The sequence below is a fragment of the Actinoplanes sp. NPDC021490 genome (genome assembly GCF_055562135.1).
On record NZ_JBVHFW010000001.1, the window covers coordinates 625402 to 643179 of the forward strand.

At 69.6% G+C, this 17778-nt stretch carries 25 protein-coding genes and 1 riboswitch; of the genes, 24 read left to right on the forward strand and 1 reads right to left on the reverse strand.

The features are described from left to right. Positions 1-9 precede the first annotated feature (9 nt). From rpsE to truA, 16 genes are all read left to right on the forward strand, one after another. On the forward strand, positions 10-633 hold the full coding sequence (gene rpsE / locus ACZ3I4_RS02905; RefSeq protein ID WP_465380125.1) for a 30S ribosomal protein S5: 624 nt from the start codon (positions 10-12) through the stop codon (positions 631-633). Further along, complete coding sequence (gene rpmD / locus ACZ3I4_RS02910) at positions 633-815, forward strand: 50S ribosomal protein L30 (RefSeq protein WP_465380126.1); 183 nt, start codon at positions 633-635, stop codon at positions 813-815. Before rpsE ends, rpmD begins: the two co-directional genes overlap by 1 nt. Next, entirely contained in the window at positions 815-1264 is a 450-nt protein-coding gene (gene rplO / locus ACZ3I4_RS02915; RefSeq protein ID WP_465380127.1) for a 50S ribosomal protein L15, read from the forward strand. Before rpmD ends, rplO begins: the two co-directional genes overlap by 1 nt. 238 nt (positions 1265-1502) lie before the next feature. Then, entirely contained in the window at positions 1503-2849 is a 1347-nt protein-coding gene (secY, locus tag ACZ3I4_RS02920; RefSeq protein ID WP_465380128.1) for a preprotein translocase subunit SecY, read from the forward strand. Between the two features lie 74 nt (positions 2850-2923). Beyond that, the gene (locus ACZ3I4_RS02925; protein WP_030436520.1) at positions 2924-3577 is read left to right on the forward strand and encodes an adenylate kinase; all 654 of its coding nucleotides are present in this window, start codon (positions 2924-2926) and stop codon (positions 3575-3577) included. A gap of 1 nt (position 3578) precedes the next feature. Further along, a complete protein-coding gene (map, locus tag ACZ3I4_RS02930; protein ID WP_465380129.1) occupies positions 3579-4412 on the forward strand; it encodes a type I methionyl aminopeptidase in 834 nt (277 codons plus the stop codon). Positions 4413-4437: 25 nt separating this feature from the next. Next, a complete protein-coding gene (locus tag ACZ3I4_RS02935; RefSeq protein WP_465380130.1) occupies positions 4438-4878 on the forward strand; it encodes a DUF1707 SHOCT-like domain-containing protein in 441 nt (146 codons plus the stop codon). A gap of 54 nt (positions 4879-4932) precedes the next feature. Beyond that, a complete protein-coding gene (locus ACZ3I4_RS02940; RefSeq protein WP_465380449.1) occupies positions 4933-5553 on the forward strand; it encodes a DUF1707 SHOCT-like domain-containing protein in 621 nt (206 codons plus the stop codon). 241 nt (positions 5554-5794) lie between these two features. Continuing rightward, a complete protein-coding gene (gene infA / locus ACZ3I4_RS02945) occupies positions 5795-6016 on the forward strand; it encodes a translation initiation factor IF-1 (RefSeq protein ID WP_018347787.1) in 222 nt (73 codons plus the stop codon). A 53-nt stretch (positions 6017-6069) separates the two neighbouring features. Then, positions 6070-6186, forward strand: coding sequence for a 50S ribosomal protein L36 (gene rpmJ / locus ACZ3I4_RS02950; RefSeq protein WP_015619018.1), 117 nt, complete (start codon positions 6070-6072; stop codon positions 6184-6186). Between the two features lie 151 nt (positions 6187-6337). After that, positions 6338-6718, forward strand: coding sequence for a 30S ribosomal protein S13 (rpsM, locus tag ACZ3I4_RS02955; protein ID WP_465380131.1), 381 nt, complete (start codon positions 6338-6340; stop codon positions 6716-6718). Between the two features lie 17 nt (positions 6719-6735). Beyond that, positions 6736-7143, forward strand: coding sequence for a 30S ribosomal protein S11 (rpsK, locus tag ACZ3I4_RS02960; RefSeq protein WP_014440747.1), 408 nt, complete (start codon positions 6736-6738; stop codon positions 7141-7143). A gap of 14 nt (positions 7144-7157) precedes the next feature. Beyond that, positions 7158-7784 (forward strand): 30S ribosomal protein S4, encoded by a 627-nt coding sequence (gene rpsD, locus ACZ3I4_RS02965; RefSeq protein ID WP_465380132.1) that lies wholly within the window; start codon positions 7158-7160, stop codon positions 7782-7784. A 90-nt stretch (positions 7785-7874) separates the two neighbouring features. Continuing rightward, positions 7875-8897, forward strand: a complete 1023-nt coding sequence (locus ACZ3I4_RS02970) for a DNA-directed RNA polymerase subunit alpha (RefSeq protein ID WP_097322755.1) — start codon at positions 7875-7877, stop codon at positions 8895-8897. A gap of 36 nt (positions 8898-8933) precedes the next feature. Continuing rightward, positions 8934-9533, forward strand: coding sequence for a 50S ribosomal protein L17 (rplQ, locus tag ACZ3I4_RS02975; protein WP_465380133.1), 600 nt, complete (start codon positions 8934-8936; stop codon positions 9531-9533). Positions 9534-9609: 76 nt separating this feature from the next. Next, a complete protein-coding gene (gene truA, locus ACZ3I4_RS02980; RefSeq protein WP_465380134.1) occupies positions 9610-10425 on the forward strand; it encodes a tRNA pseudouridine(38-40) synthase TruA in 816 nt (271 codons plus the stop codon). Here truA and ACZ3I4_RS02985 read toward each other — a convergent pair. Next, positions 10422-11243, reverse strand: a complete 822-nt coding sequence (locus ACZ3I4_RS02985; RefSeq protein ID WP_465380135.1) for a hypothetical protein — start codon at positions 11241-11243, stop codon at positions 10422-10424. The genes truA and ACZ3I4_RS02985 overlap by 4 nt on opposite strands. Positions 11244-11339: 96 nt before the next feature. Between ACZ3I4_RS02985 and ACZ3I4_RS02990 the strand changes: the two genes are divergently transcribed. The 8 genes from ACZ3I4_RS02990 (at position 11340) to thiD (ending at position 17758) form a co-directional block, all read left to right on the forward strand. Next, entirely contained in the window at positions 11340-11954 is a 615-nt protein-coding gene (locus ACZ3I4_RS02990) for a class I SAM-dependent methyltransferase (protein ID WP_465380136.1), read from the forward strand. 32 nt (positions 11955-11986) lie between these two features. Beyond that, positions 11987-13633: an ABC-F family ATP-binding cassette domain-containing protein gene (locus tag ACZ3I4_RS02995; protein WP_465380137.1), complete on the forward strand. Its 1647-nt coding sequence runs from the start codon at positions 11987-11989 to the stop codon at positions 13631-13633. 35 nt (positions 13634-13668) lie between these two features. Further along, positions 13669-13780: riboswitch (TPP riboswitch) on the forward strand. Continuing rightward, positions 13774-14352, forward strand: coding sequence for a thiamine phosphate synthase (locus tag ACZ3I4_RS03000; RefSeq protein ID WP_465380138.1), 579 nt, complete (start codon positions 13774-13776; stop codon positions 14350-14352). Its footprint overlaps the riboswitch before it by 7 nt. Next, entirely contained in the window at positions 14349-15353 is a 1005-nt protein-coding gene (gene thiO, locus ACZ3I4_RS03005; RefSeq protein ID WP_465380139.1) for a glycine oxidase ThiO, read from the forward strand. Before ACZ3I4_RS03000 ends, thiO begins: the two co-directional genes overlap by 4 nt. Then, complete coding sequence (thiS, locus tag ACZ3I4_RS03010; RefSeq protein WP_465380140.1) at positions 15353-15550, forward strand: sulfur carrier protein ThiS; 198 nt, start codon at positions 15353-15355, stop codon at positions 15548-15550. The genes thiO and thiS overlap by 1 nt, the downstream gene beginning before the upstream one ends. Then, positions 15547-16299 (forward strand): thiazole synthase, encoded by a 753-nt coding sequence (locus ACZ3I4_RS03015; protein WP_465380141.1) that lies wholly within the window; start codon positions 15547-15549, stop codon positions 16297-16299. Before thiS ends, ACZ3I4_RS03015 begins: the two co-directional genes overlap by 4 nt. Further along, positions 16293-17000: a thiamine phosphate synthase gene (locus ACZ3I4_RS03020; protein WP_465380142.1), complete on the forward strand. Its 708-nt coding sequence runs from the start codon at positions 16293-16295 to the stop codon at positions 16998-17000. The genes ACZ3I4_RS03015 and ACZ3I4_RS03020 overlap by 7 nt, the downstream gene beginning before the upstream one ends. After that, positions 16997-17758, forward strand: coding sequence for a bifunctional hydroxymethylpyrimidine kinase/phosphomethylpyrimidine kinase (gene thiD / locus ACZ3I4_RS03025; RefSeq protein WP_465380143.1), 762 nt, complete (start codon positions 16997-16999; stop codon positions 17756-17758). Before ACZ3I4_RS03020 ends, thiD begins: the two co-directional genes overlap by 4 nt. The last annotated feature ends 20 nt before the right edge of the window (positions 17759-17778 follow it).

Genomic DNA, 17778 nt, shown 5'->3' on the forward strand with positions numbered 1-17778 from the left:
AATTGACCTATGCCTGGTCAGCAGCGCCGAGGCGGCGGGTCCGGCGGTAACACCGAGGGTGGCAACCGCCGGGACAACCGCCGTGAGGGCGGCCGCGGCAACGCGCCCGTCGACAAGACCCCGCATCTCGAGCGGGTCGTCGCGATCAACCGTGTCGCCAAGGTCGTCAAGGGTGGTCGTCGCTTCAGCTTCACCGCCCTGGTGATCGTGGGCGACGGCGACGGCACCGTCGGCATCGGCTACGGAAAGGCCAAGGAGGTGCCCGCGGCCATCGCCAAGGGCGTCGAGGAGGCCAAGAAGCACTTCTTCAAGGTTCCGCGGATCGGCGCCACGATCCCGCACCCGATCACCGGCGAGGCCGCCGCGGGTGTCGTGCTCCTCAAGCCGGCGTCCGCTGGTACCGGTGTTATCGCCGGTGGCCCGGTGCGCGCCGTGCTGGAGTGCGCGGGCATCCACGACATCCTGTCGAAGAGCCTCGGCTCCTCGAACCCGATCAACATCGTCCACGCGACGGTGGCCGCTCTGAAGGGCCTCGAGTCCCCGGAGCAGGTCGCGAGTCGTCGTGGCCTTCCGGTCGAGGATGTGGCGCCGGCGGCCATGCTGGCGGCGCGTGCGGAAGCGGCGGTGCGCTGATGGCCCGTTTGAAGGTCACCCAGACCCGGTCCGAGATCGGCCGCAAGCAGAACCAGCGGGACTCCCTGCGGTCGCTCGGCCTGAAGCGGATCAACGATGTGGTGGTCAAGGAGGACCGTCCCGAGATTCGGGGCATGATCTTCGCCGTGAACCACCTCGTGAGTGTTGAGGAGGTCGAGTAATGGCGATCAAGGTCCACCACCTGCGCCCGGCGCCCGGAGCCAAGACCGCCAAGACCCGTGTGGGTCGTGGTGAGGGCTCCAAGGGCAAGACCGCCGGTCGCGGCACCAAGGGCACCGGTGCCCGTAAGAACACCTCGGCGGCGTTCGAGGGTGGGCAGATGCCCCTCCACATGCGCCTGCCGAAGCTCAAGGGCCTCAAGAACCGGCCCCGCAACAAGGTCGTCTTCCAGGTCGTGAACCTGGACCGTCTCGCCGAGCTGTTCCCGAACGGCGGCGAGATCGGACCGGACGAGCTGTTCGAGGCCGGTGCGGTTCGTAAGAACCAGCCGGTCAAGGTCCTCGGTTCGGGCGAGCTGGGCGGCGTGTCGCTGACGATCAAGGCGCACGCGTTCAGTGAGTCGGCCAAGGAGAAGATCGCTGCTGCCGGTGGTTCCACCACCGAGCTGTGAGTGCGGGGGTGTCTGCCCGGGCGTCGCAAACGCGTCGCTCGGGCAGCATCCCCTTTGTGGCGTCTGACCTGGCGTTTCATCAGTCGGGCAAATGCCTACGCGCGGTGACGGCTACCGTGACACACCGCGCTGCGACAAGACTGTTAGAGTCCGTTCCCAGCTAGGGATATCGGTCGTCCGGACCGATGCCTTCCCCCACCCGTCGATTTCGACGGTAACCTCGCGCAGGAGGAAGAAGTTGCTCTCCGCCTTTACCAGTGCGTTCCGGACGCCTGACCTGCGCAAGAAACTGCTGTTCACGATCTTTATCATTGCGCTGTACAGGCTCGGGGCCACCTTGCCCAGCCCTGGTGTGTCCTACACCAACGTCCAGCGTTGCCTCGACATCGTGAACTCACAGAACGCCGATGGTGGCGTGCTCAACCTGCTGAACTTGTTCTCAGGTGGCGCGCTGCTCCAGTTGTCGGTGTTCGCGCTGGGCATCATGCCGTACATCACGGCCTCCATCATCTTGCAGCTGCTGACCGTGGTCATTCCCCGCCTCGAACAGCTCCGCAAGGAAGGCCAGTCCGGCCAGGCAAAGATCACGCAGTACACCCGGTACCTCACGCTCGGCCTTGCCGTGCTCCAGTCGTCGGCGTTCGTCGCCCTGGCGCGGACGGGTCAACTCTTCGGCAACGCCTGCGACCAGAACGACGCCACCCTGCAGATCATCCCGGAGAACACGGGACTGCCGATCTGGCTCACGCTTTCGGTCCTGGTGCTGACCATGACCGCCGGCACCGGCATGGTGATGTGGCTCGGTGAGCTCATCACCGACCGCGGCGTCGGCAACGGCATGTCCGTCCTGATCTTCACCTCGATCGCCGCCCGCCTTCCCGGTGAAGGCTGGACGATCAAGGAGTCGAGCGGTGTCGGCAAGTTCATCCTGGTCATCCTGCTGGTGCTGGTCATCATCGGCCTGGTGGTCTTCATCGAGCAGGCGCAGCGACGCATTCCGGTGCAGTACGCCAAGCGCATGATCGGTCGCCGGATGTACGGCGGCACGTCCACCTACATCCCGCTGAAGGTCAACCAGGCGGGTGTCGTCCCGGTCATCTTCGCGTCGTCGCTGCTGTATCTGCCTCAGCTGTACCTGCAGTTCTTCGACCCGAACAACCTCCAGGGTTACCAGGTCTGGATCCAGAAGTGGCTGGCTGACCCCACGAGTGCGCTGTACATCGGGGTCTACTTCCTGATGATCATCTTCTTCACGTACTTCTACGTCTCGATCACGTTCAACCCGACCGAGGTCGCGGACAACATGAAGAAGTACGGTGGATTCGTGCCGGGTATCCGCCCGGGTAAGCCGACCGCCGACTACCTGGACTTCATCCTCAGCCGGATCACGCTGCCGGGTGCGCTGTACCTTGGTCTGATCTCGGTTCTGCCGAACTTCTTCTTCATCTGGCTGAATCAGCAGCAGTACCAGAACTTCCCGTTCGGCGGTACGGCAGTGCTGATCATGGTGGGTGTGGGTCTGGAGACGGTGAAGCAGATCGAGAGCCAGCTGATGCAGCGCAACTACGAAGGGTTCCTCCGGTAGTGGTTGGCAAGCTCGGCGCTGCTCTTGCGCCGGCGGTATGCGGAGCTCGTTCTCACCGAAGCGAGGCGATGTAGGTGCGGCTGGTACTGGTGGGCCCTCCGGGGGCCGGCAAGGGGACTCAGGCTGAGTTCATTGCCGCCCATCTGGCCGTACCGAAGATTTCGACCGGTGACATCTTCCGCGCGAACGTCTCGCAGGGCACGCCGCTCGGCGTCGAGGCCAAGCGGTACATGGATGCTGGGCAGCTGGTTCCGGACGAAGTGACCATCAACATGGTCCGGGACCGGCTGGCCGAGCCGGACGCCGGCGACGGCTTCCTGCTCGACGGGTTCCCGCGCACGGTTCCGCAGGCCTCGGCGCTCGACAAGCTGCTGGCCGACCTGGGCACCGCGCTCGATCTGGTGATGGAGCTCGTGGTCGACGACGATGAGGTCATCCGGCGGCTGTCGGGCCGCCGGACCTGCCGCGGCTGCGGCAAGATCTGGCACGTCGAGTTCGACCCGACCAGCAAGGAGAACATCTGCGACCGCTGTGGGTCGGAGCTGTTCCAGCGGGACGACGACAAGGCCGAGACGATCGCCAACCGGCTGGTCGAGTACGCCGAGAAGACCGCGCCGCTGGTCGACTTCTACGGCGCTCAGGGCAAGCTGGTGGGGATCGACGCGACCGGACCGGTCGAGGACGTCACGGTGCGCGCCATCGACGCCCTGCGGTCGTACGGGGGCTGAGATGCGCCGTCCCCAGCTGGACATTCAGCTGAAGACACCCGAGCAGATCGAGAAGATGCGCGGCGCCGGCCTGGTGGTCGCCGCCGCGCTCGACGCGATGCGGGAGGCGGTGGCCCCCGGCGTCTCGACGGCCGACCTCGACGCGATCGCCGAAAAGGTCATCCGCGACGCGGGCGCGGTCCCGTCGTTCAAGGGCTACCACGGCTTCCCGGCGTCGATCTGCGCCTCGGTCAACGAGCAGGTCGTGCACGGCATCCCCGGCGCCGATCAGGTGCTGCGCGAGGGCGACCTGATCTCGCTCGACTGCGGCGCGATCCTCGACGGCTGGCACGGCGACTCGGCGATCACCGTCGGCGTCGGCGAGACCGACCCGGCGCTGCTCAAGATGGCCCAGGTGGCCGAGGACGCGATGTGGGCCGGAATCGCGGCCGCCGCGCGCGGCGCGGCCAACGGCCGGGGCCGGCTCACCGACATCTCGTTCAACGTCGAGAAGACCGTCCGCAAGGCGGGCCGCTACGGCATCGTCGACGGCTACGGCGGGCACGGCATCGGCACCGAGATGCACCAGGACCCGCACGTGCTCAATCACGGCAAGCCTGGCAAGGGCCCGCGCCTGGAGCCCGGCCTGTGCCTGGCCATCGAGCCGATGATCACGCTGGGCTCGCCGCGGACGGCCGAACTCTCCGACGGCTGGACCGTGGTGACCCGCGACAAGTCGTTCGCGGCCCACGTCGAGCACACCATGTGCCTGCTGGAGGACGGCGTGTGGGTCACCACCGCCGTGGACGGCGGCCGGGGCCGGCTCGGCGATCTCGTCACCTCACGTCAGCCCTGACTACCGACGGGTGATTCTCTCGGGCATGCTGGGACGCATGGGCCGGGAAGACATGCGGGCCGGCGACGGTGACCGCAAGCAGGTGGCGGAACAACTGAAGTCGGCGCTCGACGAGGGACGCCTCGATCTGAACGAGTACGACGAGCGCGTGCAGCGCGCCTACTCGGCCAAGACCTACGGCGACCTCGACGGGCTGCTCGACGACCTTCCCGGCACGGTGCCCGTGCAGCACTCGCAGATCCAGCCCGCCCCGCCCCGCATCGCGCCGGTGGCCGGGGCCGAGGCGGCCAAGGCCGACAACCGGCAGTGGATGGGCGGATACGCGGGTGTCGTGGTCGTCTGCACGCTGATCTGGCTGTTCACGATGGTGGCCTCGCGGCACTGGATCTATCCGTGGCCGGTCTGGATGCTGATTCCGCTCGTCCTGGGGTTCTTCGGCGGGCGTTTCGGCGGGCGCGGGCGCTGACCCGGCCCGTACTGGATGAGGGTTGTCACCATGGAGGGCATGGGCCGGGAGCAGATGCGGGCGGCTGACGAGGACCGCCGGAAGGTCGCCGAGCAATTGAGGCTGGCGCTCGAGGAGGGCCGCCTCGACCTCGACGAGTACGACGAGCGGGTTCAGGTCGCGTATTCGGCCAAGACCTACGCCGATCTCGACCGGTTGCTGACCGACCTGCCGAACGCCGCCCCCGTGGTGCCCGCCGCGCCACCGGCCGCCCCCGTGCCGGTCGACGGCAAGCTCGCCGAGAGGGCCACCGGTCAGTGGCTCGGGCATGTCTGGGGCCCGTGGGTCAAGGCGGCGGCCTTCTTCACGCTGATCTGGGGCATCGCGGCCCTGGCGAGCAACGAGCCGATCTACTACTGGCCGGTCTGGGTCGTCGGGCCGTGGGGTGTCGTGCTGCTGTTCCGTACGGTGGCCGGTCTGACCCGGGGGGAACCGCGCCGGCATGTCGAGGAGGCCGTCCATCGGCGCCGGCTGCGCGAGCACAAGGAGGAGCGCAGGTCGCTCTATCGGCGGGCGATCGCGGCGGGGGAGCTGCCGGCCAAGCCGACCAAGGAACAGCGCAAGGCGTTCATCGCGGAGGCGATCTCACGCGGAGATCTGCCGCCGAAGCCGCGCCGGCCCCTTCCGGACCAGTGAAAGAAGCACTTTCGTCCGGTTTCTGATGGCGCGACACACCCGACTCCGGGTCAGGGCGACCTCGGTTTGGCGTCACCGTTGCTGCGCGCGTACACTGGCTAGCTGGCGCGCAGCGTCCACTCTCGCATGTCTTCAGCGCTTCGAAGGCGAGCGATAGCCGCGGCTGGTCCGGGTCCATCAAAGTACTCGGGTAAGACGTTGCACAGCCAGCCCCAAACCCCAGTGTCAGGTAGCGGAGGACATGCCTAAGAAAGACGGAGCCATCGAGATCGAGGGCCGCGTGATCGAGCCCCTGCCGAACGCTATGTTCCGCGTTGAGCTCGCCAATGGTCACAGAGTCCTTGCACACATCTCCGGCAAGATGCGGCAGCACTACATCCGCATCCTTCCCGAGGACAGAGTCGTCGTCGAGCTCTCGCCGTACGACCTCACCCGTGGGCGAATCGTCTACCGCTATAAGTGAGTGCGGGTGCGGGGAGAACCGAGTTCCCGTCCGACTGAGAGTTAAGGCAAACCGTGAAGGTCAAGCCGAGCGTCAAGCGGATCTGCAACAACTGCCGGGTCATCCGGCGGCACGGTCGCGTCATGGTCATCTGCAAGACCGACGCGCGCCACAAGCAGCGCCAGGGCTGAGTCCCCGGTAAGGCTGCCAGATCCGGCACCTGAACAAGCTCGTCCCAGTCACGTGAGTGGCTGACCCCCGGCGCGGAGGCCGGGGCCCGTCCGGGCAGGCGGGGTGGGGCGGGCACAGACCTCCGAACGATTCTGAGGAGTACGCCCACTTATGGCACGACTCGTTGGCGTCGATCTCCCACGCGACAAGCGGATGGAGATCGCGCTCACCTATGTCTACGGGATCGGTCGCACCCGTGCCGTCGAGGCACTGACCGCCACCGCGATCGACTTGAACAAGCGCGCCAAGGACCTCACGGACGAGGAGCTGGTTCAGCTCCGCGACTACATCGAGGGCAATTTCAAGGTTGAAGGTGACCTTCGCCGCGAGGTCGCCGCGGACATTCGCCGCAAGGTCGAGATCGGCTGCTACGCCGGCATCCGCCACCGCCGGGGTCTGCCCGTGCGGGGTCAGCGCACCCGGACCAACGCGCGTACGCGTAAGGGTCCGAAGCGCACGGTCGCTGGTAAGAAGAAGCCGGGTCGGAAGTAATAGGAGCGCACTGACTTATGCCACCGAAGGCACGCGCAGGGGCCGCAGTCAAGAAGGTCCGGCGCAAGGAACGCAAGAACGTCGCCCACGGGCAGGCGCACATCAAGAGCACCTTCAACAACACCATCGTGTCGATCACCGACCCGACCGGTGCGGTCATCTCCTGGGCTTCCTCCGGCCAGGTGGGCTTCAAGGGCTCCCGCAAGTCGACCCCGTTCGCCGCGCAGCTGGCCGCCGAGGCCGCCGCTCGCCGGGCGATGGAGCACGGCATGCGCAAGGTCGACGTGTTCGTCAAGGGTCCCGGCTCCGGCCGTGAGACCGCGATCCGCTCGCTTCAGGCCGCCGGCCTCGAGGTCGGGCAGATCAGTGACGTGACGCCGCAGCCGCACAACGGATGCCGCCCGCCGAAGCGCCGTCGGGTCTAAGGGAGAAAGAGACAATGGCTCGTTACACAGGTGCGGACTGCAAGCGCTGCCGCCGCGAGAAGATGAAGCTGTTCCTCAAGGGCAGCAAGTGCGACGGGCCGAAGTGCCCGTTCGAGTCGCGTCCCTTCCCGCCCGGCCAGCACGGCCGTGGCCGGACCAAGGAGACCGAGTACCTGCTCCAGCACCGCGAGAAGCAGAAGGCCCGCCGCGTCTACGGCGTGCTCGAGAAGCAGTTCCGCGGTTACTACGAGGAGGCTGTCACCAAGCCCGGCAAGACCGGTGAGGTGCTGCTGCAGATCCTCGAGTCGCGTCTCGACAACGTCGTCTACCGGGCCGGCCTCGCGCAGTCCCGGGACATGGCCCGGCAGCTGGTCAAGCACGGCCACTTCCTGGTCAACGGCGTCAAGGTCGACATCCCGTCGTACCGCGTCAAGGAGCACGACATCGTGACCACGCGGGAGAAGTCGAAGGAGATGACCCCCTTCGTCGTCGCCCAGGCCCAGGCCGGTCAGCGGCCCGTGCCGGCGTGGCTCGAACCCATCCCGAGCGAGATGAAGATCCTCGTTCACACGCTTCCGGCCCGGGCAGTCATCGACACCCAGGTCCAGGAGCAGCTGATCGTCGAGCTCTACTCCAAGTAGCAGCTCTGGCCGGGGGCGCCGTCTGGCGCCCCCGGCTGCACCACCGGACGGCCATCAAATAGTGGGTGGCCTGACAGAAAGAAGAAACGCGTGCTCATCAGCCAGCGGCCGACCCTCTCCGAGGAGTCGATCAGCGAGACCCGCTCCCGGTTCACCATCGAGCCCCTGGAGCCGGGCTTCGGGTACACCCTCGGCAACTCGCTGCGGCGTACCCTGCTGTCGTCCATCCCCGGCGCGGCGGTCACCAGCATCAAGATCGACGGCGTCCTGCACGAGTTCACCACGATCCCCGGTGTCAAGGAGGACGTGGTCGAGCTGGTCATGAACGTCAAGGAGCTCACCGTCAGCTCCGAGCACGACGAGCCGGTCAGCATGTACCTGCGCAAGCAGGGCCCCGGCGACGTCACCGCCGGCGACATCCAGCCCCCGGCCGGTGTCTCCGTGCACAACCCCGACCTCAAGCTGGCCACGCTCAACAGCAAGGGCCGGCTCGACATGGAGCTCACCGTCGAGCGGGGCCGTGGCTACGTCACGGCGGCGCAGAACAAGAGCGCCGGCGCCGAAATCGGCCGCATCCCGGTCGACTCGATCTACTCGCCGGTCATGAAGGTGACCTACCGCGTCGAGGCGACCCGTGTCGAGCAGCGCACCGACTTCGACCGTCTGATCATCGACGTCGAGTCGAAGGCCTCCATCTCGCCCCGCACCGCGTTGGCCTCGGCCGGCTCGACGCTGGTCGAGCTGTTCGGCCTGTGCCGTGAGCTGGACGAGACCGCCGAGGGCATCGACATCGGCCCGTCGCCGCAGGACGCGCAGCTCGCGGCCGATCTGGCGCTGCCGATCGAGGAGCTGGACCTCACCGTCCGGTCGTACAACTGCCTCAAGCGCGAGGGCATCAACAGCGTTGGTGAACTCATCGGGCGGACGGAGGCCGACCTTCTGGATATAAGGAATTTCGGTCAGAAGAGCATCGACGAGGTCAAGATGAAGCTCGCCGGTATGGGCCTGGGCCTCAAGGACAGCGCGCCGTCCTTCGACCCCGCGCACGTCGTGGACTCGTTCGGCGACGTGGATTACGACACCGACGATTACCGCGAGACCGAGCAGCTCTAAGAGCTTCCGGCCGCCTTACCAAGGAGCATTAAAGAAATGCCCACGCCCACCAAGGGAGCCCGCCTCGGCGGCAGCCCGGCGCACGAGAAGCTCATCCTGGCCAACCTGGCCACCGAGCTTTTCCGGCACGGGAAGATCAAGACCACCGAGGCCAAGGCCCGCCGGCTGCGCCCCCTGGCTGAGCAGCTCATCACCAAGGCCAAGCGCGGCGACCTGCACAACCGTCGCCGGGTGCTGGCCACGGTGAAGGACAAGGACGTCGTGTACGCCCTGTTCGAGCAGATCGCTCCGCGTTACGGCAACCGGCCGGGTGGCTACACCCGGATCACCAAGACCGGTCCGCGCAAGGGTGACGCCGCTCCCATGGCCGTCATCGAGCTGGTCGAGGAGCTGCAGGTCGCGGCGACCACCGCGCCCGCCAAGAAGTCGGCCCGCAAGGCCACCGCGCAGCAGGACAAGGTCGAGGCGCTGGCTCGCGAGGACGAGGCTCCGGCCTCGAACGAGACCGCTGCCGACACCGCGGCCGACACCACCGCCGACCAGGACTCCGAGCCGCCGGTGAACGCTTCCGGTGACAAGGGTGCCGAGGGTCCCGGCGACCAGGCCGAGGGCGAAGACACCGACAAGAAGGCCTGAGTTCTCAGGTTCGTCAGAAGGCCCGGCACCCCGTACGGGGTGCCGGGTTCTTTCTTTTTGTAGTGGGAGCTGCGCGATGAGCGAAACCGTCCGGTTGAGACTCGACGTCTCGTACGACGGCGCCGACTTCTCCGGATGGGCGGTGCAGCCGGGCCGCCGTACGGTCGCCGGGGTGCTGGTCGAGGCGCTGGGACGGCTGGCGGGTGTGGACACCGCGCTGGGTCTGACGGTCGCCGGGCGTACGGACGCGGGGGTGCACGCCTCGGGCCAGGTGTGCCACATCGACCTGCCGGTGGACGTGTACGAAGAGCTCGAGGTCTCGCTGCTGCGACGGCTGGCCGCGCTGATGCCGCCGGACGCGCGGGTACGGGCGATCACCTGGGTGCCGCCCACCTTCGACGCGCGGTTCTCGGCCACGTTCCGGCGGTACGAATACCGGGTGGCCGACAAGGTGTGGGGTCCGGAGCCGCTGCGCCGCCACGACACGATCGGCTGGGTGCGGCCGCTCGACCTGGACCGGCTCAACGTGGCCGCGGCCGGGCTGACCGGCGAGCACGACTACGCGGCGTACTGCCGGCGCAAGGAGCACGCGACCACGGTCCGGGCCATCACGCGGTTCGACTGGCGGCGCGACCCGGACGGCGTCGTGGTGGCCACGGTGGAGGCCGACGCGTTCTGCCAGTCGATGGTGCGCAGCCTGGTCGGGGCGCTGCTGGCGGTGGGGGACGGGCGGCGCGACCCGGGCTGGCCGTCGACCCTGCTGACCCGGACGGAACGTTCCAGCGAGGTCACCGTGGCCCCGGCGCACGGGCTCACGCTGATCGCGGTCGGCTATCCGGCCGAGGACGCGTACGCCACCCGCGCCGAGGCCACCCGCCGCCTCCGCGCTTAGAGCGCGCTGCCGGGAACCGCGCCGCCGAGCTGGGTGTCGACGATCTCGGCGGTGATCCGCATGGCGTACGGGTCGTCGTCGGGCACCGGCGCCCCGTCGGGCCGGGTGATCACGCAGTAGAGCAGGAAGTTGCCCCGGACATGCCAGCCGACCGAGGCCGTCGCCGGGTCGCCGCCGGTCGACGCGGGCAGCGTCCGGAACCCGCCGTTGCCGCTCACCACCTGCTCGCGAACCAGGTCGTTGACCCGGGCCGCGCTCTCGGCGTCGGACAGGGTGAACACCCCGGCGGTGACCTGATAACCCTCGTACGGGGAAGTCAGGCCGGCCCGCACCACCTCGCTGCAGCCGTTCGCCGAGAGCAGCGCGCCCAGCTCGCCGGTGGTGGCCTCGAGGCAGTCCCGTCCGAAGTGCCGCATCTCGACCCGGTAGGCCCCCGTGGCGCCGGCCGGTCGCAGGACGTCGTGCTCGCCGAAGACCTCGCCCAGGGTCGGCGGCTGCGCCGCGGCCGGCGTGACCGTGCCGCCGCGATCGTCCGGACGCCGGTCGGAGGCCATCACCAGGAAGCCGACCATCAGGACCAGCCCGAGCAGGATGACCCCGGCCAGGCCCTGGGTGAGCCACTGCACGGCGCGCTGCGGCTCGACTGTGGGCCGGGTGGGCGCCGCCCGCCGTCGTCCGCGCTGGACGGGGATCCGCGGCGGGGATGGCGCCGGCGGCGGCCGGTGTTGTCCGCCCGATCCGATGCCGCGGACCGGGAGCACCAGGCCGCCGTCGGCGGTCGCGCGGTGGGCCGCTCGGGAAGGGGTGCCGTACCGCATGCCGACCAGGCTAGGAGCGCACGGTGATCGATGAACGCACAGCATGTGCGGCACCCCGGCGCACGCTCGCGCGTTGACCGGCGGCAAACTGGTCCGGTGAGCGCCGAACATTACTTCAGCGCCGAACCGGCCACGCCCGACCACCGCGGCGAGATCGAGTTCAGCGTGGCCGGCCGGAACTACCGGCTGGCCGTCGCCTCCGGCATCTTCAGCGCGGGCCGGCTCGACCCCGGCACGGCCGTGCTGCTGCGCAAGGGCGACCTCCCCACGGCCGGTGTCGCCGGCACGTTCCTCGACCTCGGCTGCGGCTACGGGCCGATCGCCTGCGTGCTGGCCAGTGAGGCCCCCGGGGCGACGGTGTGGGCGGTCGACGTGAACTCGCGCGCCCGCGAGCTGACCGCGCTGAACGCCGAGACCCTCGAACTGGCCGGCCGCGTGCGGGTGGCCGCCCCCGACGAGGTGCCCGGCGAGGTGACGTTCGACCAGATCTGGAGCAACCCGCCCACCCACGTCGGCAAGAGCGAGCTGCGGGCGTTGATGGAACGCTGGCTGCCGCGGCTCGCGCCCGGCGGCGCGGCCTGGCTGGTGATCAACCGGCATCTCGGTGGTGACTCGTTGCACACCTGGCTGGTCGAAAACGGCTGGGAGGTGGAGCGTAAGGCCAGCCAGAAGGGCTTCCGCGTGCTCAGGGTGACCCGGAAAACCGACTGACGATTCCGGCCCGGCCCGGGATGATTGCCGCCATGGGTTACGTGGATGTCGCAGGAGCCGGTTATGTGCTGCCCGACGGGCGCCGGCTCTTCGCCGACGTCGCGTTCCGGGTCGGCGAGGGGGCCAAGGTCGCGCTGGTCGGGCCGAACGGCGCGGGCAAGACCACGCTGCTGCGCATGGTGGCGGGCGATCTCGCGCTGCCCGAGGGTTCGATCGCGCGGTCCGGCGGCCTCGGCGTGATGCGCCAGTTCATCGGCATGATCGGCGACGACCGTACGCTCGAGGATCTGGCCCTGTCGCTGGTGAAGGCCGAGCTCGGGGCGGCGGGCGAGCGCCTGGCCAAGGCGGCCGCCGGGCTCGACGAGACCGAGCGCAGCCAGCTGGCGTACGCGAATGCTCTGGCCCACTGGGGTGAGGCCGGTGGCTACGACGCCGAGGTGCTCTTCGACACCGTGGCCGTCGCGATCCTCGGCAAGACGTGGGACGAGGTGCGGCACCGTCCGGTTCGGACATTGTCGGGCGGGCAGCAGAAGCGGTTCGCGCTCGACCTGCTGCTGCGCGGCGACGACGAGGTGCTGCTGCTCGACGAGCCGGACAACTTCCTCGACGTGCCCGGCAAACGCTGGCTCGAGGCGAGGCTGCGCGAGTCGCCGAAATCCGTGCTCTATGTCTCGCACGACCGCGAGCTGCTGGCCCAGACGGCCGACCGGGTCGTCGCCGTCGAGGGCGGCTCGGCCTGGACGCATCCGGGCGGGTTCGCGTCGTGGCACGAGGCGCGCGTGCACCGCCACGACCGGATGGAGGAGAACCGCCGGCGCTGGGACGAGGAGCACCAGAAACTCAAGGATCTGGTGCTGTCGCTCAAGCAGAAGGCCACCTTCAACGACGGCATGGCCTCGCGCTACCAGGCCGCACAGACCCGGCTGCGCAAGTTCGAAGAGGCCGGCCCGCCGCCACTGCCGCCCAAGGATCAGTCGCTGCGGATGAACCTGCGCGGCGGGCGTACGGCGAAGCGCGCGGTGATCTGCGAACAGCTCGAGATGGAAGATTTGACATTTCCGTTCGATCTGGAAATTTGGTACGGCGATCGGGTCGCCGTGCTGGGGGCCAACGGCACCGGCAAGTCGCACTTCCTGCGGCTGCTCGCGGCGGGCGGCAGCGACCCCGAGGCCGAGAACAAACCGGTCGACGGCGCGCCCCTGTCGCACGTGTCGCACAACGGCGTGGCCCGGCTCGGCGCGCGCGTGCGCCCGGGACATTTCTCGCAGACCCACGACCGGCCCGAGCTGCTCGAACGCACCCTGGTCGAGATCCTCTGGCGGGGCGACGACCATCGGTCCGGAATGGACCGGGCCGGGGCGATGAAGGCCCTCAACCGGTACGAGTTGTCGGCCCAGGGCGACCAGCGTTTCGGCACGCTCTCCGGCGGTCAGCAGGCCCGGTTCCTGGTGCTGCTGCTGGAGCTGTCGGGCGCGACGGTGCTGCTGCTCGACGAGCCGACCGACAACCTCGACCTGGCCTCGGCCGAGGCGCTGGAGGAGGGGCTGAACAAGTTCGAGGGGACGGTGATCGCGGTCACCCACGACCGCTGGTTCACCCGGTCCTTCGACCGCTTCGTGCTGTTCCAGAGCGACGGCGAGGTCGTCGAGACGCCGGAACCGGTCTGGGACGTGCGGTAGCCAACTGCGGCGCGGGCGGGTTATGGTCCGAGACAACACAACCCCACGGGAGTCCGGTGCACCGGGCTGAGAGGGGGGCTGACGCGGCCCCCGACCGTCGAACCTGATCCGGATCATGCCGGCGCAGGGAGGAGCGACCGTTGTCGTTGCCGCGTTTGCATATCGTCACCGACTCGCTGGACGTGGTCCGGGGCGTCCTCGGTCACGGTCCGGTGGCCGTGCAGATCAGAGTCAAGACCAACGACCGCGAGGCGTACGCGCTGACCACGGCCGCGCTCGAACTGTGCCGCCCGGTCGGTGCGTTGTGCCTGGTCGACGACCGGATCGGGGTGGCCCTCGCGGCCGGCGCCGACGGCGTGCACGTGGGCGCCGACGACCTGCCGGTGTCCGCCGCCCGCCGCGTGCTCGGGCCGGCCGCTGTGCTCGGCGCGACCTGCCGCAACCCCACGTCGGCGCGAGCCGCGGTGGCCGACGGCGCGTCCTATCTCGGGGTCGGTCCGGCCTTCGCGACCAGCAGCAAATCCGGCCTTCCCGATCCGATCGGCCCCGAGGGCGTCGCCGCGGTGGCCCATGCCGTGCCGGGCACGCCGGTGATCGCGATCGCGGGCATCACGCCCGACCGGGTGGCGCTCCTCGACTGCTACGGCGTGGCCGCGATCTCCGCCGTGGCCACCGATCCGGCCGGTGCGACGGCGGCGTTCCTGAAGGAACTGTCGTGAGCGACATCACGGTCGTCGGTGGCGGAATCATCGGGCTGGCCATCGCGTGGCGGCTCGTGCAGCGGGGCGCGGACGTGACCGTGCTGGACGGCGGGGACGAGGGCGCCTGGCACGTCGCGGCCGGGATGCTCGCGCCCGGCGGCGAATCCGAGCACGAGGACCCGGCGCTGATCGGGCTCATGGAGCGGTCGGCCGAGCTGTGGCCCGCGTACGCGAGGGAACTTGGGGTTGATGTCGGCTATGACGACACCGGCACGCTGAGCCTGGCGATGACGGCCGACGATCTGGCCCGGCGGGCCCGCGTCTGGACCCGTCAGCAACTGCCCCTGCTGCGGCCCACCGAGTTGCGCTCGCTCGAACCGGCGCTGTCTCCCCGCGTACGGGCCGGGGTCTTTGCCCCTCGGGAAACCCAGGTGGACCCGCGCAAGGTGGTGAGCGCGCTGCGGGAAAAGCTCGGCGCGCGGATCGTGCCCAAGCGGGTCGAAGCACTGTCCGACGTGGACGCCCGGCAGATCGTGGTGGCGGCCGGATGCGGCACGGCGGCGCTGACCGGGCTGCCGATCCGGCCGGTCAAGGGGCAGGTGCTGCGGCTGCGCGGCGAGAAAGGGCTGCTGCGGCACGTGCTGGACGCGTCGGTCGACGGCGGTGAGGTCTACCTGGTGCCGCGGGCTGACGGCGAGGTCGTGGTGGGTGCGACCCAGGAGGAGCGGACCGACCGGCTGATCACCGCGGGCGGCGTGCACGAGCTGCTCCGGGCGGCCCTCGACCTGGTGCCCGGGCTGGCCGAATTCGAGCTGGCCGAGGCCACGGCCGGTCATCGGCCCGGCACGCCGGACAACGCGCCGCTGCTCGGCCGGCTCGACGAACGTGTGGTGGTGGCCGCGGGGCACTTCCGCAACGGCATCCTGCTGACCCCGGTCACCGCCGAGCTGATCGCCGGGCTGGTGCTCGGCGACCCGGCCGATCCGATGCTCGCCGACTTCTCGCCGCGGAGGTTCTGATGCTGCTCACCGTCAACGGCAAGGCTCTGCGGAGCGACGCCGCGACCGTGCAGGCGCTCGTCGAGACGATCACCGAGGCCCGGCGCGGGGTGGCGGTCGCGGTCAACGGCGAGGTGGTGCCCCGGTCGACCTGGACGCGGGCGACGCTCGCGGACGGCGACTCCGTCGAGGTGCTGACCGCCGCGCAGGGAGGATGACGATGGAACTGTTCACCGAATCACGGCTCATCCTCGGCACGGGCGGGGCGAACAGCCTGGCCGCGCTGGAAGAGGCCATCGTCGCCTCCGGGACCGACCTGGTCACCGTGGCGCTGCGCCGGGTCGACGCGGCCGGGCCGGGCCTGCTGCCCATGCTCGACCGGCTCGGGGTGCGGGTGCTGCCCAACACGGCCGGTTGCTACACGGCCGGGGACGCGGTGAAGACCGCCCACCTGGCCCGGGACGCCTTCGAGACCGACCTGGTCAAGCTCGAGGTGATCGGCGACGAGCGGACCCTGCTGCCCGACGGGGTCGAGCTGCTCGCGGCGGCCGAGACGCTGGTCGGCGACGGGTTCACGGTGCTGCCGTACACCAGCGACGACCCGATCCTGGCCCGCCGCCTGGCCGACGTGGGCTGCGCCGCGGTGATGCCGGCCGGGTCGCCGATCGGGTCGGGTCTCGGCATCTCCAACCCGCACCACATCCGGCTGATCCGGCAGAGCGTCGACGTGCCGGTGGTGCTCGACGCGGGCATCGGGACGGCCTCGGACGCGGCGCTGGCCATGGAGCTGGGCTGCGACGCGGTGCTGATCGCGAGCGCGATCACCCGGGCCGACGAGCCCGCGGCCATGGCGGCGGCCATGCGGCATGCGGTGATCGGGGGGCGGCTCGCCTACACGGCCGGGCGGATTCCGCGGCGGTTCCATGCGCTGGCGTCCACCTCGGATGCCGGGATCGCGCAGTGGTGATCCCGGGCGGGCTGGTCGTGCTCACCGACCGGCGGATCGCTCGGGGGCCGCTCGTTCCGGTGGTGCGGGAGGCGGTCGCGGGCGGCGCGGCGTGGGTGATTCTGCGGGAGAGAGATCTTCCGTACGCCGAGAGGATGGCGCTCGCGGAGTCGCTGCGTGCGGTCGTGCCGGCTGGGCGGTTGATCGTGGCCGGGCCGGATCCGCTGGGGGGTGGGGCCGTTCATCTGGCGGCGGCCGATCCGCTTCCGGATGCCGGTGTGGGGTTGGTCGGGCGGTCCTGTCATGACGACGGGGTGAAGGTGTCCGACGTGGACTATGTGACCGTGTCGCCGGTCTATTCGACTCGGACGAAGCCGGGATATGGGCCGGCTCTTGGGGCGGTTGGTGCGGCGCGGGTCTCGGGTGGGGTGCCTTGGCTTGCGCTCGGCGGGGTTGATAGCGCTGGGCGGGCCGCGGAGTGTGCGGCGGCGGGGGCTCGTGGGGTTGCCGTGCTGGGGGCGATCATGAGGGCTGCTGATCCCGGGGGCTTGGCTGCTGAGTTGGCTGCCGCTTTTTCGGTCGTCGCCCAAGATCGCTTGGCTACTGGTCTGCCTTCCCTAGCCCCCACCCACCCTGGGGAGAGGAATGAAAATACACCCCGTCAAGCGGGCGGGGTGGTTTATCCACAGGCTGGGGACCGGGCCGGGGTGTGGTCCTCGTGACACCGCCCGTCGTGCTGACCATCGCCGGGTCCGACTCGGGCGGCGGCGCCGGCATCCAGGCCGACCTCAAGACGTTCGCGGCGCTCGGGGCGTACGGGACCTCGGTCATCACGGCCGTCACCGCGCAGAACACTCTGGGCGTGACGGCCATCCACCCGATCCCGGTCGACATCGTGGCCGCGCAGCTCGAGGCGGTGCTGACGGATCTGCCGGTAGCGGCGGTCAAGGTCGGCATGATCGGTGACCCGGCCGTGGGCGAGCTGATCGCCTCCTACGCCGGCCGCCTGCCCCACCTGGTCGTCGATCCGGTGCTGGTGGCCACCTCGGGCGCCCGGCTGGCCGAGACCGCCTCGGTCGCGCCGCTGCTCGCGCACCCGTGCGTGCTGACCCCGAACCGGCAGGAGGCCGCCGCCCTGGTCGGGAGTCCGGTCGAGACGGCCGCGGAGATGGCCGGCGCGGCGGAACGGCTGGCCGCCGGGGGTGCGCGGGCGGTCGTGGTGACCGGCAGCGAACTGGCGATCGACGTGCTGCACTTCGACGGCGCCACCGAGACGTTGCGCGGCGAGCCGGTGCCGACGGCCAACAACCACGGCTCGGGCTGCACCTTCTCGTCGGCGATCGCGGTGCGGCTGGCCCTCGGCGATCCGGTGCCGGCCGCCGTACGCCGGGCCAAGCAATACGTGAGTTCCGCGCTCGCCGGTGGGCGCGACTGGCGGCTGGGCAGTGGGCCCGGGCCGCTGGACCACTTCGCAATTTAGGACGGGCGTTCCACATGGGA